21 protein-coding genes are annotated in these 21,015 nt (G+C 71.4%); 16 read left to right on the plus strand and 5 right to left on the minus strand.

Features of this window, described 5'->3' with window-relative positions; genetic code table 11:
* The coding region (locus tag AB0F18_RS23230; RefSeq protein ID WP_362063633.1) for a helix-turn-helix domain-containing protein at positions 1–914 on the plus strand (914 nt) is incomplete at its 5' end.
* Here AB0F18_RS23230 and AB0F18_RS23235 read toward each other — a convergent pair.
* On the minus strand, positions 874–1,164 hold the full coding sequence (locus AB0F18_RS23235; protein WP_362063635.1) for a hypothetical protein: 291 nt from the start codon (positions 1,162–1,164) through the stop codon (positions 874–876). The two genes, AB0F18_RS23230 and AB0F18_RS23235, sit on opposite strands and share 41 nt — an antisense overlap.
* A 107-nt stretch (positions 1,165–1,271) precedes the next feature.
* Between AB0F18_RS23235 and AB0F18_RS23240 the strand changes: the two genes are divergently transcribed.
* Positions 1,272–2,066, plus strand: coding sequence for a helix-turn-helix transcriptional regulator (locus tag AB0F18_RS23240; RefSeq protein WP_362063637.1), 795 nt, complete (start codon positions 1,272–1,274; stop codon positions 2,064–2,066).
* A complete protein-coding gene (locus AB0F18_RS23245) occupies positions 2,059–2,262 on the plus strand; it encodes a DUF397 domain-containing protein (RefSeq protein ID WP_362063639.1) in 204 nt (67 codons plus the stop codon). Before AB0F18_RS23240 ends, AB0F18_RS23245 begins: the two co-directional genes overlap by 8 nt.
* A 6-nt stretch (positions 2,263–2,268) precedes the next feature.
* On the opposite strand, the gene AB0F18_RS23250 is transcribed toward AB0F18_RS23245, so the two are convergent.
* Complete coding sequence (locus AB0F18_RS23250) at positions 2,269–2,535, minus strand: hypothetical protein (RefSeq protein ID WP_362063641.1); 267 nt, start codon at positions 2,533–2,535, stop codon at positions 2,269–2,271.
* Positions 2,522–3,094: an RNA polymerase sigma factor gene (locus tag AB0F18_RS23255; RefSeq protein ID WP_362063643.1), complete on the minus strand. Its 573-nt coding sequence runs from the start codon at positions 3,092–3,094 to the stop codon at positions 2,522–2,524. The genes AB0F18_RS23250 and AB0F18_RS23255 overlap by 14 nt, the downstream gene beginning before the upstream one ends.
* A gap of 272 nt (positions 3,095–3,366) precedes the next feature.
* Between AB0F18_RS23255 and AB0F18_RS23260 the strand changes: the two genes are divergently transcribed.
* Together AB0F18_RS23260 and AB0F18_RS23265 are read left to right on the plus strand one after the other, a co-directional pair.
* Positions 3,367–4,524, plus strand: a complete 1,158-nt coding sequence (locus AB0F18_RS23260; RefSeq protein ID WP_362063645.1) for an acyl-CoA dehydrogenase family protein — start codon at positions 3,367–3,369, stop codon at positions 4,522–4,524.
* Between the two features lie 6 nt (positions 4,525–4,530).
* Entirely contained in the window at positions 4,531–5,409 is an 879-nt protein-coding gene (locus AB0F18_RS23265) for an acyl-CoA thioesterase II (RefSeq protein WP_362063647.1), read from the plus strand.
* A 53-nt stretch (positions 5,410–5,462) separates the two neighbouring features.
* Here the strand turns inward: AB0F18_RS23265 and AB0F18_RS23270 are convergent, their stop codons facing one another.
* Both AB0F18_RS23270 and AB0F18_RS23275 read right to left on the minus strand, forming a co-directional pair.
* Positions 5,463–6,275 carry a phosphatase gene (locus AB0F18_RS23270; RefSeq protein ID WP_362063649.1) on the minus strand — a complete coding sequence of 271 codons (813 nt, stop codon included), beginning with the start codon at positions 6,273–6,275 and terminating at the stop codon, positions 5,463–5,465.
* Positions 6,276–6,337: 62 nt separating this feature from the next.
* Positions 6,338–6,916: a TetR/AcrR family transcriptional regulator gene (locus AB0F18_RS23275; RefSeq protein ID WP_362063651.1), complete on the minus strand. Its 579-nt coding sequence runs from the start codon at positions 6,914–6,916 to the stop codon at positions 6,338–6,340.
* 100 nt (positions 6,917–7,016) lie between these two features.
* Here AB0F18_RS23275 and AB0F18_RS23280 point away from each other — a divergent pair, with 100 nt between their 5' ends.
* From AB0F18_RS23280 to AB0F18_RS23330, 11 genes are all read left to right on the plus strand, one after another.
* On the plus strand, positions 7,017–8,633 hold the full coding sequence (locus tag AB0F18_RS23280; RefSeq protein WP_362063653.1) for a carboxyl transferase domain-containing protein: 1,617 nt from the start codon (positions 7,017–7,019) through the stop codon (positions 8,631–8,633).
* A 30-nt stretch (positions 8,634–8,663) separates the two neighbouring features.
* Complete coding sequence (locus AB0F18_RS23285; protein WP_362063655.1) at positions 8,664–10,739, plus strand: biotin carboxylase N-terminal domain-containing protein; 2,076 nt, start codon at positions 8,664–8,666, stop codon at positions 10,737–10,739.
* Between the two features lie 11 nt (positions 10,740–10,750).
* Positions 10,751–11,671, plus strand: coding sequence for a hydroxymethylglutaryl-CoA lyase (locus tag AB0F18_RS23290; RefSeq protein ID WP_362063702.1), 921 nt, complete (start codon positions 10,751–10,753; stop codon positions 11,669–11,671).
* A 7-nt stretch (positions 11,672–11,678) separates the two neighbouring features.
* A complete protein-coding gene (locus tag AB0F18_RS23295; protein WP_362063657.1) occupies positions 11,679–12,839 on the plus strand; it encodes an acyl-CoA dehydrogenase family protein in 1,161 nt (386 codons plus the stop codon).
* 226 nt (positions 12,840–13,065) lie between these two features.
* On the plus strand, positions 13,066–14,109 hold the full coding sequence (locus AB0F18_RS23300) for an ABC transporter substrate-binding protein (protein ID WP_362063659.1): 1,044 nt from the start codon (positions 13,066–13,068) through the stop codon (positions 14,107–14,109).
* A 26-nt stretch (positions 14,110–14,135) separates the two neighbouring features.
* Positions 14,136–15,083, plus strand: coding sequence for a siderophore-interacting protein (locus AB0F18_RS23305; RefSeq protein WP_362063661.1), 948 nt, complete (start codon positions 14,136–14,138; stop codon positions 15,081–15,083).
* 138 nt (positions 15,084–15,221) lie between these two features.
* On the plus strand, positions 15,222–16,718 hold the full coding sequence (locus AB0F18_RS23310; protein WP_362063663.1) for an aspartate aminotransferase family protein: 1,497 nt from the start codon (positions 15,222–15,224) through the stop codon (positions 16,716–16,718).
* The gene (locus AB0F18_RS23315; protein ID WP_362063665.1) at positions 16,702–18,003 is read left to right on the plus strand and encodes a SidA/IucD/PvdA family monooxygenase; all 1,302 of its coding nucleotides are present in this window, start codon (positions 16,702–16,704) and stop codon (positions 18,001–18,003) included. Before AB0F18_RS23310 ends, AB0F18_RS23315 begins: the two co-directional genes overlap by 17 nt.
* Positions 18,000–18,587: a GNAT family N-acetyltransferase gene (locus AB0F18_RS23320; RefSeq protein WP_362063667.1), complete on the plus strand. Its 588-nt coding sequence runs from the start codon at positions 18,000–18,002 to the stop codon at positions 18,585–18,587. The genes AB0F18_RS23315 and AB0F18_RS23320 overlap by 4 nt, the downstream gene beginning before the upstream one ends.
* Positions 18,584–20,380: an IucA/IucC family siderophore biosynthesis protein gene (locus AB0F18_RS23325; RefSeq protein WP_362063669.1), complete on the plus strand. Its 1,797-nt coding sequence runs from the start codon at positions 18,584–18,586 to the stop codon at positions 20,378–20,380. The genes AB0F18_RS23320 and AB0F18_RS23325 overlap by 4 nt, the downstream gene beginning before the upstream one ends.
* 131 nt (positions 20,381–20,511) lie before the next feature.
* Positions 20,512–21,012 (plus strand): hypothetical protein, encoded by a 501-nt coding sequence (locus AB0F18_RS23330; RefSeq protein WP_362063671.1) that lies wholly within the window; start codon positions 20,512–20,514, stop codon positions 21,010–21,012.
* The last annotated feature ends 3 nt before the right edge of the window (positions 21,013–21,015 follow it).

Here is a 21,015-nt window from a genome sequence, read left to right on the forward strand (position 1 = left end):
GCGCCGGGGCCGGAGCCGCCTCGGCCCCCGCCTTCCGCCCGGCCAGGGCCACGGCCGGGGCGCAGCCCGGTGAGGAGGTGAGGGCGGCGCTGGCGGCGCTGGCCCTGCGGGTGGCCCCGGGGAGCGCGGCCACCGCCACCGACAGCCTCGGCGGCACCCATCTGGCCGCCTATGCGGTGGGCGGCGGGCAGGTGCTTGCCCTGGCCACCCCCGGCCGGGCCCCAGGCGACCACACCATCGCCTCGGTCGGCGCCGTCCTGCTGACCCTGCTCACGGCCGGCGGCCCCGCCGGCGCGGAGGCGGCCGCGCTGACCCGTCTCCTGCTGGACGGCGACCCGGCCGCCGCCCTCACCCCCGGCCCCTGGTACGCCGTCCACGCCCGGGGCGGCGGGGACCCGCAGGCCCTGGCGGCGGCGCTGGGCACCGTACTGCTGGACCCGCGCGGAGACGGCGTACGCCTCCTCACCGACCGGGACCCCGGCCCGCAGCCCGGCTGGCGCCTCGGGGTCAGCGCCCCGGCCGCACCGGACGCCCTGCCCGCCGCCGAGGCCCAGGCCCGCCGCGCCCTGGCCCGCGCCGAGGCGTCCCGCACCCCCCTGGCCCGCCACAGCGACCCCGGCATCACGGGCCTGGTCGGCGAAGCGGAGGCCCGCGCCCACGCCGAAGCCCTCCTCGCCCCGCTCTCCCCCGCCCTCCGGGAGACCCTGCGCGCCTGGCTGGCCCACCACGGCAGCTGGGACCGCAGCGCGGCGGCACTCGGCGTCCACCGGAACACGGTCCGCCAGCGCATCACCCGTTGCGCGGCCCTGCTGGGCGACGCCGACCTGGACGACGCGGACACCCGGATGGAGCTGTGGTTCGCCCTGCGGTGGATCAGTCCGGCACCGGATCGGCCATCCGAGCCCCTCGGCTGACGGCGATCCGGTGCACGTCCCGCAGCGACTCGGCCATGCGGCGGCCGAGGTAGCGCAGCTGGGCGGCGGTGGCCCCGTAGTCGCCGAGCATGTCGTCGGCGTGGCCGAGGAGTTCGACGGCCATGCCGAGCTGGACGCGCTCCATGTCGTCCGCGACGCGGGAGAGGTACCCCTGCCCGTCGGTGGCGAGGAAGCACGGCTTCCCGTCCGCGGTGACCCACGGCAGCAGCCGCCCCTGTTCGTGCCCCATTTTCGGCCCCTTCGTTGTGTAGCTATCCGCTCACACAGTGAGACCGCCAGCGGTAGGCTCGCCAGGGCAATCAGCGTGACTTCGACCCCGTCACACGGGAGTTGACGATGAGCAACATCTATGGGGACTGGTTGCGGTCCCAGCGGAAGGCCGCGGGTCTGACGCAGCAACAGCTGGCCGACGACGCCGTGATGACCCGCAGCCACATCGCCCACATCGAGGCGGGTCGCCGGATCCCGTCCCACGACGACGCGGTCCGACTCGACCGAGCTCTAGGCACCGGCGACGTACTGAGCAGCTTCCTGCCGCAGGACGAAATTCCGGTCGCCGAATATTTCGAACCTGCTCGACTCCTCGAACAACAGGCGACGGAAATCCACGAGTTCGCCCTGTCGTACGTGCCGGGCATTCTTCAGACCGAGGCGTACGCTCGCGCCGTTCTCGGCGCGAGCGTCCCTCCCAGGAGCGACGAAGAACGTGACAGGGACGTTGTCACGCGACTCGAACGCTCGAAGATCCTCGACAATCCCGTCACGCCCACGGTGTGGGCGTTGATCGACGAGGCCGTACTGCGGCGCCCCGTCGGGGGGCACAAGGTGATGGCCGAACAGATCCAGCACATCGTGAACCTGACAGAGCGGGGACGCATACGCACGCACGTCCTCCCGATCAGCCTCGGACTGTACCCACTGCTGGAAGGCATGCTCTCGCTGATGTGGTTCGAGGATCAGCCTCCGGCCGCCTACACCGAGGGTCTCTCCGTGGGTAAGGTGCAGGACTCTCCTGTCGCGGTTCAACGCCTACAGGCCAGATACGCTCAGGCGTTGGGGGATGCACTCCCACAACGGGAGTCGCTGGCGTTCATGAGAGCAATCGGGAAGGAGCACGAGCAGCATGGGTGAGCACACCATCCGAGACGGCTCAACACTGAGCGGCTGGCGCAAGTCCTCGTACAGCGGAGACGAGAACGGCAGCTGCCTGGAGGTCCTGGACGGGCATACCCCCGTCGTGCCCGTCCGGGACTCCAAGGACCCCGCCGGGCCCGCCCTGCTGATCCCCGCCGCCGCCTGGGTCTCCTTCGTGAACTCCCTCAAGTAGGGCCCGTCACCGGGCCGGCGTCAGCGTGCACCGCCCGTCCTCGCACGAGCGGCGCAGGCGGCCCCTGGACAGGGTCTGCATCAGGCCGACCGCCCAGCACATCGGGCAGCCGCGCAGGGCGAGCAGGCCGGCCGGCAACAGGGCCAGGCTGACCGGCCACGCGTACGGCAACAGGACGACGGCCAGCACCAGCGAGCCGAAGCCCAGCACACCGCGCACCAGGTGCCGCGGCAGGGAGGCGCTGGCGAAGTCACGGCCGTCAGTCTTCGTCACGGGCATCGTTTCCTCCGGTTCCGGTCGGGGTCAGGAGTGCGTGCCGGACCGTCGCGCGGGCCCGGTGGAGGCGGGACTTCATCGCCGCCGTGCTGAGGCCCAGCGCGTCGGCGACCATCCGTCCGCTGTGGCCCTGGATGTCCCGCATGATGAGCACCCGCCGCTGGTCGGGCGGCAGGGCCGCGACCGCCGCCGCCACCCTGCCCGCCTCCAGGCGCCGCAGCGCCTCGTCCTCGGCCGAGTCCACGGCGGTGTCCGGGACCGGGGGGTGCTCCCGGTCGCGGACGACGGCCCGGGCGCGCCGCAGGCACTCGTTGCGGACGATGCGGAACATCCACGAGGCCAGCGCGCCGGAGGCCCGCAGCATGCCGATCTTGCGGTACAGGATGATCAGGGCCTCCTGCGCCGCGTCCTCGGCGTCCTCCGGTGTCGCGCACAGGGAGTGGGCGAAGCGCCGCACGTTCGGGTGCGAGCCCGACACCAGCGCGGTGATCGAGGCGACGTCACCCCCCTGCGCGGCGAGGATCAGCCGTTCGCCGGGCCAGGCCGTCTCAGCCACGTGCGCCGCGCTTGCGCTTGAGGGCGAACACGCACGTGCAGAGCAGCACCGCGCCGACGGCGATTGCGATACCGATGACCATGACGACCTCCATGTCGACGTCCTGTCGTGCACCGACGTCCGTCGGTACGGGGATAAGAGGCGCGGGCGGCCCGAAAGGATTCAGCGGGGGAGGGCCGACTCTGGACAGGATCGACAACCCGCCGGTAACTTAGGTATGAGCAAGCGCTTAGACATAAGCGGCGTCGCGCCGCCACCGAGAGGAGCCGGCCGTGCGCCGTACCGTTTTCAACGAGGACCACGAGGCGTTCCGCGAGACCCTCCGCGCCTTCATCGAGGCCGAGGTCGTCCCGGTCTACGACGACTGGTTCCAGGCCGGCCAGGCGCCGCGCGACTTCTACTACAAGCTCGGCGAGCTGGGCATCTTCGGCATCAACGTCCCCGAGGAGTTCGGCGGCGCGGGCCTGGACACCCACAAGTTCGAGGCCGTCCTGTACGAAGAGACCTCCCGCGCGGGCGTCAACTTCGGCGGTTCCGGCGTGCACGTGCTGCTCGCCCTGCCCTACATCAAGATGCTCGCCACCGACGAGCAGAAGAAGCGCTACCTCCCGAAGTTCGTCTCCGGTGAGGAGATGTGGGCCCTCGCGATGACCGAGCCGGGCACCGGCTCCGACGTCGCGGGCATGAAGACCACCGCCAAGCTCTCCGAGGACGGCACGCACTACGTCCTCAACGGCTCCAAGACCTTCATCACCGGTGGCGTCCACGCCGACCGCGTGATCGTCTGCGCCCGCACCTCCGCCCCCGGCGAGCAGGACCGCCGCTTCGGCATCTCCCTCTTCGCCGTGGACACCAAGTCCGAGGGCTACTCCATCGGCCGCAAGCTGGACAAGCTCGGCCTGCGCACCTCCGACACCGCCGAGCTGGCGTTCGTCGACGTGAAGGTGCCGGTCGAGGACCTGCTCGGCGAGGAGAACAAGGGCTTCTACTACCTCGGCGCCAACCTGCCGTCCGAGCGCTGGGGCATCGCCTTCGGTGCGTACGCGCAGGCCAAGGCCGCCGTCCGGTTCGCGCAGCAGTACGTGACCGACCGCACCGTCTTCGGCAAGCCGGTCGCGCACTTCCAGAACACCAAGTTCGAACTGGCCTCCTGCCAGGCCGAGGTGGACGCCGCCGAGGCCGTCGCCGACCGCGCCCTGGAGGCCCTGGACGCCGGCGAGCTGACCCCGGCCGAGGCCGCGTCCGCGAAGCTGTTCTGCACCGAGGTCGCGCACCGCGTCATCGACAAGTGCCTCCAGCTGCACGGCGGCTACGGCTACATGAACGAGTACCCGATCGCCCGCCTGTACGCCGACAACCGCGTGAACCGCATCTACGGCGGCACCAGCGAGGTCATGAAGTCGATCATCGCGAAGTCGATGGGGCTGTAAGTCCCCTTGAACGAGGCGCTCTCCGGACTCCTCGATCTGCTCGACCTGGAGCAGATCGAGGAGAACATCTTCCGCGGGACCAGCCGCCCTTCGCTGGTCCCCCGCGTCTTCGGCGGACAGGTCGCGGCCCAGGCGCTGGTCGCGGCCGGCCGCACCGTGCCCGAGGACCGTACGGCGCACTCGCTCCACTCGTACTTCCTGCGTACGGGCGACCCGGGCGCGCCCATCGTCTACACGGTCGACCGGATCCGCGACGGGCGCTCCTTCACCACGCGGCGGGTCGTCGCCGTGCAGCACGGGCAGCCGATCTTCCACCTGTCGGCCTCCTTCCAGGTGTACGAGGAGGGCCTCGACCACCAGGTCCCGATGCCCTCCGCGCCCGACCCGGAGAGCCTGCCGACGGCCGCCGAGGCCCTGCCGGCCTACCGGGAGCTGTTCCGGGACCCGGGCACGGTGGAGCGGCTGCTGGAGGCGCGCGGCGCGGTGGACCTGCGGTACGCGACGACGCCGCCGTGGGGGTCGATCGGCGAGCCGGTGGAGCCGCGCTCGCAGGTGTGGTTCCGTACGGCCGGCAAGCTCGACAGCGCCGACCCGCTGCTGCACACGTGCCTGGCCACGTACGTCTCGGACATGACCCTGCTGGACTCGGTGCTGCTCGCGCACGGGCGCGGCGGCTGGGCGGTGGGGGACGTGGTCGGGGCCTCGCTGGACCACGCGATGTGGTTCCACCGGCCGCTGCGGGCGGACGAGTGGCTGCTGTACGACCAGGACTCGCCGACGTCGCACGGCGGGCGGGGGCTGGGACAGGCCCGCATCTGGACCCAGGACGGCCGGCTGGCGGTCACCGTGATCCAGGAGGGCGTGGTCCGCGTACCGCGCCCGTAGCCTCGAACACCGGCGGGGCCGTGGAGGCCCCGCCGGCCGGGGGCACCCGGCTCCTACCGGAGCCCGGCCGCCGCCAGGAGGTACGCCACCATCGGGTCGTAGAAGCGCGGGTCGCGCACGTGGTCGTCCAGGGGCACCGCCACCTGGAGGGTCCCCTCCGCCTCCGCGAGGAACAGCGCCGGGTCGTTGCAGTCCGCGTAGCCCACCGCGTCCAGCCCCCGCTGCGCCGCGCACCCCGCCCAGCCGTGGTCGGCGACGACCAGGTCCGGCTGCGGGCGTCCGTCGCCCGCCAGGGCGTCGAGGATGGCCGCCATCGGGGCCGGCGAGTGCGTGTGCCACAGCGTGGCGCCCCGCTCCAGGACCGCCACGTCGGCGAACTGCCACACCGAACCCTCGTCGGCGAAGAGCCCCGCCGGAATGCGGACGATCTCGCAGCCCGCGGCGCGCAGCGCGTCGGCCGTGGCCCGGTGGACGTCCAGCAGCCCGCCCGGGTGCCCGGTGGCGAACAGCACGCTCTGCCGGTCCAGCGCGGCCTTGTGCAGCCGGGCCGCCATCCGGTCGAGGCCCGCGACCGTCAGCTCCGGGTCGATGGTGTCCTGGCCGGCCCGGTGCGCCGGGTCGTCGACCACGCCGACGCGCTCCGCCATCACGGCCAGGACGTCCTGCTCGTCCGCCCAGCGGTCGCCCAGTTCCAGGCCGAGCCAGTAGTGCCGGTCGCCGTTGGCGAGCTTGCGGTAGTGGGACAGGTTGTTCTCGCGCGGGGTGGCCACCTGGCCGGCGATGCGGGTGCGCACCAGGTGGTCGACGAGTTCCGCTCGGCTCGGAGGGGTCGTTATGGGCTCTGTCGGCTTCGGCATGCGGTCCATTCTGCCGTCGCGCGGCCGGATCCGTCCGTTCCGCCAAGCCTCCCTCAAGCCGCGGAGCCGTTTCACCCCGACAGCGCCCCGAAGGCCCCGTTCGCGAGCCTGCGCAGCAGCGACTCCGTCGCCCCGCGGCTGGGCGCGCCCAGGTGCGGGGTGGAGTTCAGCAGGCCGAAGACCGCGTGCACGGCGACCCGTACCTCCGCCTCCCCGGCCTCGGGGTGCAGTTCCCGTACGACGGTGACCCACAGCTCGACGTACTGGCGCTGGAGCTGCCGTACGAGCTTGCGGTCCTCGTCCCGCAGCCGGTCGAGCTCCCGGTCGTGCAGGGTGATCAGCGCGCGGTCGTCCAGCGCGAAGTCGATGTGGCCCTCGACCAGGGAGGCGAGCAGTGCCTGCGGGTCGCCCGCGGCCTCCTCGACCCGGCGCCGGCCGCCGGTCAGCAGGCGTTCGCTGATCCCCACGAGCAGCTCGGCGAGCATCGCGTCCTTGCCGGCGAAGTGCCGGTAGAGGCCGGGGCCGCTGATGCCGACCGCGGCCCCTATCTCGTCCACGCCCACGCCGTGGAAGCCACGCTCCGCGAAAAGACGAGCGGCCTCGCGGAGGATCTGCTCGCGGCGGGTCGGGGTGGCAGCTCTGGTGCTCATGGGAATCCATTCTAGACAGGGCGGTTAGCGCTCGTTAACCTGTGACCCACACGCGTTAACGGTCATTAACACAGCACGTACGAGCAAGGGAGCTCGACCGATGCAGCAGGCACCAGTGCTGACGAGCGCCGCGGACCCGGCGTCCGACGCCTGGCGGACCAATGAGGCCGCCCACCGGGAGCTTTCCGAGGGCCTGCGCGCCCGGCTGGAAGCGGCCCGTCTCGGCGGCGGCGAAAAGGCCCGCGCCCGGCACACCGCGCGCGGCAAGCTCCTGCCCCGCGACCGCGTGGACACCCTCCTCGACCCCGGTTCCCCCTTCCTGGAGCTGGCCCCGCTGGCCGCCGAGGGGATGTACGGGGGCGCGGCGCCGGCCGCCGGCGTCATCGCGGGCATCGGCCGGGTCAGCGGCCGGGAGTGCGTGATCGTCGCCAACGACGCCACCGTCAAGGGCGGCACGTACTACCCGATGACGGTGAAGAAGCACCTGCGGGCGCAGGAGGTGGCGCTGGAGAACCGGCTCCCCTGCCTGTACCTCGTGGACTCGGGCGGCGCCTTCCTGCCCATGCAGGACGAGGTCTTCCCGGACCGGGAGCACTTCGGCCGCATCTTCTACAACCAGGCCCGTATGTCCGGCGCCGGCATCCCGCAGATCGCCGCCGTCCTCGGCTCCTGCACGGCGGGCGGCGCGTACGTCCCCGCGATGAGCGACGAGGCCGTCATCGTGCGCGGCCAGGGCACGATCTTCCTCGGCGGCCCGCCGCTGGTGAAGGCCGCCACCGGCGAGGTGGTCACGGCCGAGGAGCTCGGCGGCGGCGAGGTCCACTCCCGGACCTCCGGCGTCACCGACCACCTCGCGGAGGACGACGCGCACGCGCTGCGGATCGTCCGGAACATCGTGGCGACCCTGCCCGAGCGCGCGGCCCTGCCCTGGTCCGTCGAGCCGGCCGAGGAGCCGAAGGTGGACCCGTACGGCCTGTACGGCGCGGTCCCCGTCGACTCCCGCACTCCCTACGACGCCCGCGAGATCATCGCCCGGGTCGTGGACGGCTCCCGCTTCCAGGAGTTCAAGGCGGAGTTCGGGCAGACCCTGGTCACCGGCTTCGCCCGGATCCACGGCCACCCGGTCGGCATCATCGCCAACAACGGCATCCTCTTCTCCGAGTCCGCGCAGAAGGGCGCCCACTTCATCGAGCTGTGCGACCAGCGCGGCATCCCGCTCCTCTTCCTCCAGAACATCTCCGGCTTCATGGTCGGCCGCGACTACGAGGCCGGCGGCATCGCCAAGCACGGCGCGAAGATGGTCACGGCCGTGGCCTGCGCCCGGGTCCCGAAGCTGACGGTGGTCGTCGGCGGTTCGTACGGCGCGGGCAACTACTCGATGTGCGGCCGGGCGTACTCGCCGCGCTTCCTGTGGATGTGGCCCAACGCCAAGATCTCCGTGATGGGCGGCGAGCAGGCCGCCTCCGTCCTGGCCACGGTCAAGCGGGACCAGATCGAGGGCGCGGGCCAGGAGTGGCCCGCCGAGGACGAGGAGGCCTTCAAGGCCCCGGTCCGCGCTCAGTACGAGGAGCAGGGCAACGCCTACTACGCCACGGCGCGGCTCTGGGACGACGGGGTCATCGACCCCCTGGAGACCCGGCAGGTGCTGGGGCTGGCCCTGACCGCGTGCGCGAACGCCCCGCTGGGCGAGCGCGGCTACGGCATCTTCCGCATGTGACCCGTGATTTGTGACGTGAGGACCTCACAGATGTTCAGCACTGTTCTGGTGGCGAACCGGGGCGAGATCGCCGTACGGGTCATCCGCACCCTGCGGGAGCTCGGGATCCGGTCCGTGGCCGTCTTCAGCGACGCCGACGCGGACGCGCGGCACGTACGGGAGGCCGACACGGCCGTCCGGATCGGCCCGGCGGCGGCCGCCGAGAGCTACCTGTCGGTGGAGAAGCTGCTCGACGCGGCCCGGCGCACGGGGGCCGAGGCCGTCCACCCGGGCTACGGCTTCCTCGCCGAGAACGCGGCCTTCGCGGCCGCCTGCGCGGAGGCGGGCCTGGCCTTCATCGGGCCGCCGGCCTCGGCGATCTCCCTGATGGGCGACAAGATCCGGGCCAAGGAGACCGTGAAGGCGGCCGGGGTCCCGGTCGTCCCCGGCTCCTCGGGGAGCGGTCTGTCGGACGCCGAACTCGTCGCGGCCGCCGAGGAGATCGGCATGCCGGTGCTGCTGAAGCCCTCGGCGGGCGGCGGCGGCAAGGGCATGCGGCTGGTCCGGGACGCGGGGCTGCTGGCCGACGAGATCGCGGCGGCGCGGCGCGAGGCCCGGTCCTCCTTCGGCGACGACACGCTGCTCGTGGAGCGGTGGGTGGACCGGCCCCGGCACATCGAGATCCAGGTGCTGGCCGACGCCCACGGGAACGTGGTGCACCTGGGCGAGCGCGAGTGCTCCCTCCAGCGGCGCCACCAGAAGGTGATCGAGGAGGCCCCCTCCGTCCTGCTGACGCCGGAGATCCGGGCGGCGATGGGAGCGGCGGCCGTGGAGGCGGCCCGCTCCTGCGGGTACGTCGGCGCGGGCACGGTGGAGTTCATCGTGCCGGGCGGCGACCCCTCCTCGTACTACTTCATGGAGATGAACACCCGCCTCCAGGTGGAGCACCCGGTCACGGAACTGATCACCGGGCTGGACCTGGTGGAGCAGCAGCTGCGGGTGGCCGCGGGGGCGGAACTGGGCTTCGGGCAGGCGGACGTCACCCTGACCGGTCACGCCATCGAGGCCCGCGTCTGCGCGGAGGACCCGGCGCGCGGGTTCCTCCCGTCCGGCGGTACGGTCCTGGCGCTGTCCGAGCCGTCGGGCGGTGCGGTGCGCACGGACTCCGGGCTGACGGCCGGGGTGGACACGGGGTCGACGTACGACCCGATGCTGTCGAAGGTGATCGTCCACGGCCCCGACCGCCCGACGGCCCTGCGCATGCTGCGGGCCGCCCTCGCGGACACCGTGATCCTGGGCGTCCAGACCAACGCCGGGTTCCTGCGCAGGCTGCTGGACCACCCGGACGTGGTGTCGGGGAACCTGGACACGGGGCTGGTGGAGCGGGACCTGTCCGGGCTCCTCCCGGAGGGGATCCCGGCCGAGGTGTACGCCGCAGCTGCGCTGTTGGCCCGAACTCCGGCGGGGCTGGAGGTTGCCGGCGGATGGGCGGACCCGTTCTCCGCCGCCAACGGCTGGCGCCTGGGCGGCACCCCGGCCTGGACGGTCCACCACTTCCGCCTCCCGGGCCAGGACCCGGTCACGGTCCGCACCCGGCAGCGGGGCACGGAGCAGGAGATCCTGCTGGACTCAGCCGACGACGACGCACCAAATCCAGCCTCGCCGGCGCTTGAGGCGCGGGGTCTGGGGCAGAGCCCCGGCGCACCGGCCCGCGGCCGCGTCATCGAGCTCGGTCACGACCGCCTCACGGTCGAACTGGACGGCGTAACGCACCACTTCACCCACGCCACCTCCCCGGACGGGGTCTGGCTCGGCCGCGACGCAGACTCCTGGCACGTCCAGCGCCACGACCCCGTCACCGCGAAGGGCGCGGCCGGCGCAGGGGCCGACACCCTCGCCGCCCCCATGCCCGGCACCGTCACCGTCGTCAAGGTGGCCGTCGGGGACAAGGTGGCGGCCGGGCAGAGCCTGCTGGTGGTCGAGGCGATGAAGATGGAGCACGTCATCTCCGCCCCGCACGCCGGCACCGTCACCGAACTCGACGTCACCCCCGGCACCACCGTGGCCATGGACCAGGTCCTGGCCGTGATCACACCGGACGAGACCGACGAGGAGGCGGGCGCGTGAACGGGCTGCCCATGATCGTCCCGGCCCCCGCCGGGCTCCCGCCGCGGGTGCGGATCCACGAGGTCGGCGCCCGCGACGGACTGCAGAACGAGAAGACGGCCGTCCCCACCGAGGTGAAGGCCGAGTTCATCCACCGGCTGGCCGCCGCCGGCCTGACCACCGTCGAGGCCACCAGCTTCGTCCACCCCAAGTGGGTGCCGCAGCTGGCCGACGCCGAGCAGCTCTTCCCCCTGCTCTCCGACGTCCCGGCGGACCTGCCCGTCCTGGTGCCCAACGAGCGCGGCCTCGACCGCGCGCTCGCCCTGGGGGCCACCCGCATCGCGGTGTTCGGCTCGGCCACCGAGACCTTCGCCGCGCGCAACCTGAACCGTACGGTCGCCGAGTCCCTCGCCATGTTCGAGCCCGTCGTGGCCCGGGCCAAGGAGGCCGGGGCGCACGTGCGCGGCTATCTGTCGATGTGCTTCGGCGACCCCTGGGAGGGTGCGGTCCCGGTCCACCAGGTGGTCCGCGTCGCCAAGGCCCTGCTGGAGCTGGGCTGTGACGAGCTGAGCCTGGGCGACACGATCGGCGTCGCCACCCCCGGCCACGTCCAGGCACTGCTGGGCGAGCTGAACGCGGCAGGGGTGGGCACCGACCGGATCGGCGTGCACTTCCACGACACCTACGGCCAGGCCCTCTCCAACACCCTCGCCGCGCTCCAGCACGGCGTGACCACGGTCGACGCCTCCGCCGGCGGCCTCGGCGGCTGCCCGTACGCGAAGAGCGCCACCGGCAACCTGGCCACCGAGGACCTGGTGTGGATGCTCGACGGCCTCGGCATCGAGACCGGGGTCGACCTGGCCGCCCTCACCGCCACGAGCGTGTGGATGGCCGAACGGCTGGGCCGTCCCAGCCCCTCCCGTACCGTCCGCGCCCTCTCCCACAAGGAGTAACGAAGCCATGCCCCTCGACCACCGGCTCACCCCCGAGCACGAGGAACTCCGCCGTACCGTCGAGGCGTTCGCGCACGACGTGGTGGCGCCCAAGATCGGCGACCTGTACGAGCGCCACGAGTTCCCGTACGAGATCGTCCGCGAGATGGGCCGCATGGGCCTGTTCGGCCTGCCCTTCCCGGAGGAGTACGGCGGCATGGGCGGCGACTACCTGGCGCTCGGCATCGCCCTGGAGGAGCTGGCCCGCGTCGACTCCTCGGTGGCCATCACCCTGGAGGCGGGCGTCTCCCTGGGCGCCATGCCGATCTACCTGTTCGGTACGGAGGAGCAGAAGCGGGAGTGGCTGCCGAAGCTGTGCGCGGGCGAGGTGCTCGGCGCGTTCGGCCTGACCGAGCCCGGGGCCGGCAGTGACGCGGGCGGTACCCGCACCACGGCCGTCCGCGACGGCGACGAGTGGGTCATCAACGGCTCCAAGTGCTTCATCACCAACTCCGGTACGGACATCACCGGCCTGGTCACGGTCACCGCGGTCACCGGCCGCAAGGCGGACGGCCGCCCGGAGATCTCCTCGATCATCGTCCCGTCCGGCACCCCGGGCTTCACGGTGGCGGCGCCCTACTCCAAGGTCGGCTGGAACTCCTCGGACACCCGTGAGCTGTCCTTCGACGAGGTCCGGGTGCCGGTCGCCAACCTGGTGGGCCAGGAGGGCCGCGGCTACGCGCAGTTCCTGCGGATCCTCGACGAGGGCCGGATCGCCATCGCGGCGCTGGCCACCGGTCTGGCGCAGGGCTGTGTGGACGAGTCGGTGAAGTACGCCAAGGAGCGGCAGGCCTTCGGGAAGGCGATCGGCGACAACCAGGCCATCCAGTTCAAGCTCGCCGACATGGAGATGCGCGCGCACATGGCCCGCCTGGGCTGGCGTGACGCGGCCTCGCGGCTGGTGGCGGGCGAGCCGTTCAAGAAGGAGGCGGCGATCGCGAAGCTGTACTCCTCCACGGTCGCCGTCGACAACGCGCGCGACGCCACGCAGATCCACGGCGGCTACGGGTTCATGAACGAGTACCCCGTGGCCCGCATGTGGCGGGACTCCAAGATCCTGGAGATCGGCGAGGGCACGAGCGAGGTCCAGCGCATGCTCATCGCCCGCGAACTGGGCTTCGCCGGCTGACAGCAGTACCGCCCCCGTACGACGGCCCGCGCCCCCGGCGCGGGCCGTTCGCGTGTCCGGCGCGGGCCGTTCGCGTGTCCGGCGCGGGCCCGGGCGGTGCGTCAACGTATCGACCTCCCCTCCCCGGGCGAGGTTAGGGGCGCCTTACCGCTTTCGGCCAAGGTTAGGCTAACCTTCCCTCCGAACGGCCTACCCTCGCAGCGCCTGCACGAAAGCGGACACCGACATGCCCAAGCCCAGCTCCCCCCTCCTCTCCCGCCGCGGTCTCATCGCGGCCGGCGGCGCCCTCGGCCTCGTCGCGGCGCTCACCGCGTGCGGCGGCGGCGACAAGGCCAAGGACGGCGCGGGCGACAAGGGCGGCAGCACCGCGTCGGGCGCCTGGAGCTTCAAGGACGACCTGGGCAAGGAGGCCAGTGCCAAGTCCACGCCGAAGAACATCGTGGCCTACACCGGCACCGCCGCCGCGCTGTACGACTACGGCGTGCAGGTCAAGGGCGTCTTCGGCCCGACCAAGCTGGCGGACGGCAAGCCCGACCCGATGGCCGGCTCGATGGACATCTCCAAGGTCGAGATCCTCGGCAACGTCTACGACGAGTTCAACGTCGAGAAGTACGCGGCCCTCCGGCCCGAGCTCCTCGCCACCAACACCTGGGACGGCACCTACTGGTACGTCCCCGAGGCCTCCAAGGACAAGATCCTGAAGCTGGCCCCGGCCGCCGCCATCGGCGTCGGCGACAAGGTGTCCATGGACAAGGCCCTGGAGCGCACCGCGGACCTCGCCAAGTCCCTCGGCGCCGACCTCAACACCAAGAAGACCGCCGACGCGAAGGCCCGCTTCGAGGCCGCCTCCGCCAAGGTCCGCGAGGCCGTCAAGGCCAACCCGGGCGTCAAGGTCCTCGTCGGCTCCGGCGCCGACCAGATGTTCTACGTCTCCACCCCGAAGACCTCGGCGGACCTGAAGTACTTCGAGTCCCTCGGCGTCGAGTTCGTCACCCCGGAGCAGGACAAGCTGGACCCGCAGGGCTTCTTCGAAAGCCTCAGCTGGGAGAACGCCGGCAAGTACAAGGCCGACGTCGTCCTGCTCGACAACCGCAGCGTGGCCCTCCAGCCCGAGGCCCTGAAGTCCAAGCCCACCTGGAACGAGCTCCCGGCGGTCAAGGCCGGCCAGGTCGCCCCGCGCGTGACCGAGCCGATCTACTCGTACGACAAGTGCGCGCAGATCCTGGAGGACCTCGCGAAGACCATCCAGAACGCCAAGAAGCTCGGCTGACCCGGTAACCCAGGGGGGACCTCCGCATGACCGCCACCACGTCCGGCACCGACGCCCCGTCCGACGTCCCGGAGACCGCGCACTTCCGGTTCTTCACCCTCGAAGTCCTGCGCACGCGCCGCCTCGGCCACTCGTTCCTGCGCGTGACCTTCGGCGGTGAGTCCCTCGCGGACTTCCGCTCGGGCGGCTACGACCAGAGCCTCTCCCTCTTCCTGCCGTGCGGGGACCAGGAGCACGCCGAACTCCCCTCCACGGACGAGGACACCTGGTTCGGGGCCTGGCGGGCCATGCCGGACGGGGAGCGCCCGGTGATGCGCTCGTACACCGTGCGCGAGCAGCGGCGTACGGCCGACGGGACGGACGAGGTCGACATCGACTTCGTCCTCCACGGCACTGCGACACCAGCCGCTTCCGCGGCGGGGTCCCCGGCCTCCCGATGGGCGGGCCGGGCCGTCACCGGCCGCCGGATCATGGCGATCGGGCCGGCCGTGGCGGAGAACAAGTCGGTCCGCTTCCAGCGCCCGGAGGGCGTCGGCGCGGTGCTGATGTACGCGGACGAGACGGCCCTGCCGGCGGCCGCCGCGATCCTGGAGCGGCTGCCCGCCGGGACCAGGGTGAAGGCCTGGTTCGAGGTCCCGCACGCCGACGACCGGCTCGGCCTGCACACCCTCGCGGACACGGACATCACCTGGATCGTGCGCGAGAAGGGCGCGGGAGCGGCGGAACGCGCCGAACGGGTGGTCTCCGAGCTGCGCGCGGCGGAACTGCCCACCGCCGAAGCCCCGTACACCTGGCTCGCGGGCGAGGCGGGGACGGTCAGGGCGGTCCGCCGCCACCTGGTGCAGGAACGTTCCATCGACCGGCGTGCGGTGCGGTTCACCGGTTACTGGAGGCTCGGCGCGAGCGAGGAGCAGCTGCTCGCCGAGGCGTACGCGGGGAAGGCGCCGAGCGAGGACCCGGGGTCCGAGCTCTAGTCAACTGTGCGCGTCTGTAAGGTATTTGAGGAAGGGCTCCGGCATCAGCCGGGGCCCTTCCTCATTTGTGATCGAACTTAGGTTAGGCTAACCTAAATTTCACCCCACCCCCCGCTCTCCCCGCCCGGAGGAAAGTTGATGCGCTCGCATCTGCTGAACGAGACGACCGCGGACCTCTACCGGCGCACCGTCACCGAGGGCGTCGACCGCGTCGCCGCCAAGCTCGCCGCCACGCAGCGTCCCCACACCGGTATATCCGTGGACGAACTCGCCCCGGTCATCGACGGCATCGACCTCGACCGCCCGCTGGGCGACGCCGCCGCCGCCCTCGACGAGCTGGAGGACGTCTACCTGCGCGACGCCGTCTACTTCCACCACCCGCGCTACCTGGGCCACCTCAACTGCCCGGTCGTCATCCCCGCGGTGGTCGGCGAAGCGGTCCTGTCGGCCGTCAACTCCTCCCTCGACACCTGGGACCAGTCCATCGGCGGCACCCTCATCGAGCGCCGTCTCATCGACTGGACCGCCCGGCGCATCGGCCTCGGCGAGGGCGCGGACGGCGTCTTCACCTCCGGCGGCAGCCAGTCGAACTTCCACGCCCTGCTCCTCGCCCGCGACGAGGCCTGCCGGATCGTCATGAAGCGGGCCCTGGACGAGGGCGTCGAGCTCACCAAGGCCGAACTCCTCCCGAAACTCCGGATCTTCACCTCCGACGCCAGCCACTTCAGCGTGCAGAAGTCGGCCGCCATGCTGGGCCTCGGCTACGAGGCCGTGATCTCCGTCCCGGTCGACCGCAGCCGCCGCATGGACACCTCCCTGCTCGCCCTGGAGCTGCAGGACTGCGCCGCCGAGGGCCTCTTCCCCATGGCCGTCGTCGCGACCGCCGGCACCACCGACTTCGGGTCCATCGACCCGCTCCCCGAGATCGCCCGCCTGGCCGCCGAGCACTCCGCGTGGATGCACGTGGACGCCGCGTACGGCTGCGGACTGCTGGTCTCCCCCACCCGCCGGCACCTCCTCGACGGTATCGAGCACGCCGACTCGGTGACCGTGGACTACCACAAGTCCTTCTTCCAGCCCGTGAGTTCCAGCGCCGTGCTGGTCCGCGACCGCGACACCCTCAAGCACGCCACGTACCACGCGGACTACCTCAACCCGCGCCGGATGGCCGAGGAACGGATCCCGAACCAGGTCGACAAGTCCATCCAGACCACGCGCCGCTTCGACGCCCTCAAGCTCTGGATGACCCTGCGCATCATGGGTGCCGACGCCGTCGGCTCGCTCTTCGACGAGGTCGTCTCCCTCGCCGCCGCCGGCTGGGAGATCATCGACGCCGACCCCCGCTTCGAGGTCGTCGTCAAGCCGCAGATCTCCACCCTGGTCTTCCGCTACGTCCCCGCCGACGGCGAAGGCCCGCGCCCCGACCTCCTCGACGAGGCCCAGCTGCACGCCCGCAAGGCCCTGTTCGCCTCCGGCGAGGCCGTCGTCGCCGGCACCAAGGTGGACGGGAAGCAGTACCTGAAGTTCACCCTCCTCAACCCGCAGACCACGACGGCCGACATCACCGCCGTCCTCGACCTCATCGCCGCACACGCCGAGCAGTTCCTGGGAGAGTCCCTTGCCGTCCACCGCTAAGCCCTACGACTTCATCGGCATCGGCCTGGGCCCCTTCAACCTGGGACTCGCCTGCCTCACCGCGCCCCTCGACGAGCTGAACGGCCTGTTCATCGAGTCGAAGCCGCACTTCGAGTGGCACGCCGGGATGTTCCTCGACGGCGCCCACCTGCAGACGCCGTTCATGTCGGACCTGGTCACCCTCGCCGACCCGACCTCGCCCTTCTCCTTCCTGAACTACCTGAAGGACCGGGACCGGCTGTACTCCTTCTACATCCGCGAGAACTTCTACCCGCTGCGCGCCGAGTACAACGACTACTGCCGCTGGGCCGCCGACCGGCTCGACAACGTCCGGTACTCCACCTCCGTCACCGAGGTCACGTACGACGGCACCGCCGGCCTCTACGAGGTGCACACGGACCGCGGCGAAACGTTTCTGGCCCGCCGCCTGGTCCTCGGCACCGGCACCCCGCCCCACGTCCCCGCGTCCTGCGAGGACCTCGGCGGCGACTTCCTCCACAACTCCTCGTACATGGAGCACAAGGAGGCCCTCCAGCGGAAGAAGTCGATCACCCTGATCGGCTCGGGCCAGAGCGCCGCCGAGATCTACTACGACCTGCTCACCGAGATCGACGTCCACGGCTACCAGCTCAACTGGGTGACCCGCTCCCCGCGCTTCTTCCCGCTCGAATACACCAAGCTCACCCTGGAGATGACCTCCCCGGAGTACGTGGACTACTTCCACGCCCTCCCCGAGGAGACCCGCTACCGGCTGGAGACCCAGCAGAAGAACCTCTTCAAGGGCATCGACGGCGACCTGATCAACGCTATCTTCGACCTGCTCTACCAGAAGAAGATCACCATGCCGGGCGCGGTCCCCACGACCCTGCTCACCAACACCTCCCTCAACAGCACGGCGTACGACACGACCACGGGCACCTACACCCTGGGCCTGCGCCAGGAGGAGCAGGAGTGCGACTTCTCCCTCACCACGGAGGGCCTGGTCCTCGCCACCGGCTACAAGTACCGCGTCCCGGAGTTCCTGGCCCCCGTCCGCGACCGCCTGAACTTCGACGGCCACGGCCGCCTCGACGCCGGCCGCAACTACGCCGTCGACGTCACGGGCCGCGGGGTCTACCTCCAGAACGGCACCACCCACAACCACTCCCTCACCTCGCCCGACCTGGGCATGGCCGCGTACCGCAACGCGTACATCGTCGGAGAGCTGCTCGGCCGCGAGTACTACAAGGTGGAGAAGTCCATCGCGTTCCAGCAGTTCGCGGCCCCGGAAGGCACGCACGCATGAGCACCACCGAAACCCTCTTCACCCGTACCGACCCCGCGCTCGGCACCTTCTCGATCCGCCCCCTGGACCCCTTCTCGGACGCGGAGCTGCTCCACGCCTGGGTCACGGACCCCAAGGCCGCGTTCTGGATGATGCAGGACGCCACCCTGCCGGACGTGGAGCGCGAGTACGTGCGCATCACCGCGCACGAGCACCACCACGCCTTCCTCGGCTTCCACGAGGACAGCCCGGCCTTCCTGATGGAGAGCTACGACCCGGCGCACCTGGAGCTCGTCGGCCTCTACGACGCCCAGCCGGGCGACGTCGGCATGCACTTCCTCGTCGCCCCGACCGACACCCCGGTCTCCGGCTTCACCCGGGCGGTCATCACCACCGTCATGGCCGCCCTGTTCGCGGACCCGGCCACCGCGCGCGTCGTGGTCGAGCCGGACGTCCGCAACACGGCGGTCCACGCCCTCAACGAGGCGGTCGGCTTCGTCCCCGAAGGCCCCGTCACCAAGCCGGAGAAGGAAGCCCTCCTCAGCTTCTGCACCCGCGCCCGGTTCGAGGCGGCCACCCACCTCACGACGGAGGCCTCGATATGAGCCCGGACCCCAACCCCGCGGACGCCATCGCCCACCTCACCCCGGAGCTGTGGGCCCGCGCCAACCGCGCCCTGGTCCGCAAGGCCCTGGCGGAGTTCTCCCACGAGCGCCTGCTGACCCCGAAGCCCCTGGGCGACGACCGGTACGCGGTCCTCAGCGACGACGGCACGGTCGAGTACCGCTTCCGGGCGGTACTCCACGCCCTGGACCACTGGTCGGTGGACGAGCCGTCCATCACCCGCCGCCGGGCGGGCGCCGACCTGGAGCTCGACGCCCTGGACTTCCACATAGAGCTCCGGGAGACCCTGGGCCTGAGCGCGGAGGTCCTCCCGGTCTACCTGGAGGAGATCTCCTCCACCCTGGCGGGCACGGGCTACAAGTACACCAAGCCCCAGATCCCCTCGGCGGTCCTCGCCAAGTCCTCCTTCCAGGACATCGAGACGGGCATGACGGAGGGCCACCCCTGCTTCGTGGCCAACAACGGCCGCCTGGGCTTCGGTGTCCACGAATACCGGGCGTACGCCCCCGAGACGGCCAGCCCGGTCCACCTGGTGTGGGCCGCCGCCCACAAGGACGTCTCCACCTTCACGGCGGGCGCGGGCCTGGACCACGACACGTTCCTGCGCGAGGAACTGGGCGGGGCGGCGATCGCCGGCTTCGAGGCGAAACTGACGGCCCTGGGCCTCGACCCGTCCGACTACCACTACCTCCCGGTCCACCCCTGGCAGTGGTGGAACAAGACGACGGTCACCTTCGCGGCAGAGATCGCCAACCGCCGCCTGGTCCTGCTGGGCGAGGGCGAGGACGCCTACCTCCCCCAGCAGTCGATCCGCACCTTCTTCAACACCACGACCCCGACGAAGCACTACGTCAAGACGGCCATCTCGGTCCTCAACATGGGCTTCATGCGCGGCCTCTCGGCGGCCTACATGGAGGCCACGCCAGCCATCAACGACTGGCTGCACAAACTCATCGAGTCGGACGAGACCCTCCGCTCGGTCGACTTCTCGATCATCCGCGAGCGCGCGGCGATCGGCTACCACCACCGCCAGTACGAACGCGCGACGGACCGCTACTCCCCCTACCGCAAGATGCTGGCCGCCCTGTGGCGCGAGTCCCCCGTCTCCTCCCTGAAGGAGGGCGAACGCCTCGCCACCATGGCCTCGCTCCTCCACGTGGACGCGGACGGCAGGTCCTTCGCCGGCGCCCTCATCGCGGAGTCGGGCCTCACCCCGGCGGAATGGCTCCGCCCCTACCTCCGCGCGTACCTCCTGCCCCTCCTCCACTGCTTCTACCAGTACGACCTCGCCTACATGCCGCACGGCGAGAACACGATCCTGGTGATCAAGGACGGCGTGGTCCAGCGGGCGATCTTCAAGGACATCGCCGAGGAGATCGTGGTCATGGACCCGGACGCGGTCCTCCCGCCGGCGGTGGAACGCATCCGGGCGGACATCCCGGAGGACATGAAGCTCCTGTCGGTCTTCACGGACGTCTTCGACTGCTTCTTCCGCTTCCTGAACTCGATCCTGGTGACGGAAGGCATCTGCACGGAGGACGTCTTCTGGCAGGCGGTGGCGGACTGCGCCCACGACTACCAGCGGTCCCTCCCCGCCCTGGCGGACCGCTTCGCCCGCTACGACCTCTTCGCCCCCGAGTTCCAGCTGTCCTGCCTGAACCGCCTGCAGCTGCGCAACAACGAGCAGATGGTCGACCTCGCGGACCCGTCGGCGGCCCTCCAGCTGATCGGCACCCTCAAGAACCCCGTCGCGCCCTTCGCCGCGCGACGGTGATCAAGGGAGGGGTGCGGCTTCGATACGGTCCCTCGAATCCGCACCCCTTCGGCGCATATGTCACTTGTGCACCCTCGCGGGCCGGTGTTTGGCTTCCCGGGAATGATCTACATGACCCACGGGGGAACCACATGACCACGCACCGCACCCTGGCCGCCCTGGCCATAGCCGGCGCAGCCGTCCTCACCGCCGCCCTCTCCGCGGCGGCCCAGAGCACCCCGGCCGCCCGAGCGACCGCCACCGCCGTCCCGACCACGGGCCCGACCCCCACGACGGCCCCGACGTACGCCCCGACACCCACCATGCCGTACGCCGCGCGCACCATGCCGTACATCGCGCCCACCATGCCGTACACCGCGACGCCGACGGGCGTTCCGACGTACACCCCGGCGCCGACGTACACGCCGGTCCCGACCCGGACCCCGGTCCCGAGCTACACGCCGACCCCGACCACGAGCTCCACCCCGGCCCCGACGTACACGCCGGCCCCGACCGCGAGTTCCACCCCGGCGCCGACCTACACGCCGACGCCGACCCAGGACCCGACGTACACGCCGGTCCCGACCCGGACCCCGGTCCCGACGTACAGCCCGGCCCCGACCCGGACCCCCCTCCCGCCCACGGGTAGCTGAGCC

Source organism: Streptomyces sp. NPDC029216 (assembly GCF_040648015.1).
Taxonomy (GTDB): Bacteria; Actinomycetota; Actinomycetes; order Streptomycetales; family Streptomycetaceae; genus Streptomyces.

Coding starts and splice junctions, on each gene's coding strand:
- AB0F18_RS23235 (WP_362063635.1), bottom strand. CDS start 1,164: ATGGGGCACGAACAGGGGCGGCTGCTGCCGTGGGTCACCGCGGACGGG.
- AB0F18_RS23240 (WP_362063637.1), top strand. CDS start 1,272: ATGAGCAACATCTATGGGGACTGGTTGCGGTCCCAGCGGAAGGCCGCG.
- AB0F18_RS23245 (WP_362063639.1), top strand. CDS start 2,059: ATGGGTGAGCACACCATCCGAGACGGCTCAACACTGAGCGGCTGGCGC.
- AB0F18_RS23270 (WP_362063649.1), bottom strand. CDS start 6,275: ATGGACCGCATGCCGAAGCCGACAGAGCCCATAACGACCCCTCCGAGC.
- AB0F18_RS23275 (WP_362063651.1), bottom strand. CDS start 6,916: ATGAGCACCAGAGCTGCCACCCCGACCCGCCGCGAGCAGATCCTCCGC.
- AB0F18_RS23280 (WP_362063653.1), top strand. CDS start 7,017: ATGCAGCAGGCACCAGTGCTGACGAGCGCCGCGGACCCGGCGTCCGAC.
- AB0F18_RS23285 (WP_362063655.1), top strand. CDS start 8,664: ATGTTCAGCACTGTTCTGGTGGCGAACCGGGGCGAGATCGCCGTACGG.
- AB0F18_RS23290 (WP_362063702.1), top strand. CDS start 10,751: ATGATCGTCCCGGCCCCCGCCGGGCTCCCGCCGCGGGTGCGGATCCAC.
- AB0F18_RS23295 (WP_362063657.1), top strand. CDS start 11,679: ATGCCCCTCGACCACCGGCTCACCCCCGAGCACGAGGAACTCCGCCGT.
- AB0F18_RS23300 (WP_362063659.1), top strand. CDS start 13,066: ATGCCCAAGCCCAGCTCCCCCCTCCTCTCCCGCCGCGGTCTCATCGCG.
- AB0F18_RS23305 (WP_362063661.1), top strand. CDS start 14,136: ATGACCGCCACCACGTCCGGCACCGACGCCCCGTCCGACGTCCCGGAG.
- AB0F18_RS23310 (WP_362063663.1), top strand. CDS start 15,222: ATGCGCTCGCATCTGCTGAACGAGACGACCGCGGACCTCTACCGGCGC.
- AB0F18_RS23320 (WP_362063667.1), top strand. CDS start 18,000: ATGAGCACCACCGAAACCCTCTTCACCCGTACCGACCCCGCGCTCGGC.
- AB0F18_RS23325 (WP_362063669.1), top strand. CDS start 18,584: ATGAGCCCGGACCCCAACCCCGCGGACGCCATCGCCCACCTCACCCCG.
- AB0F18_RS23330 (WP_362063671.1), top strand. CDS start 20,512: ATGACCACGCACCGCACCCTGGCCGCCCTGGCCATAGCCGGCGCAGCC.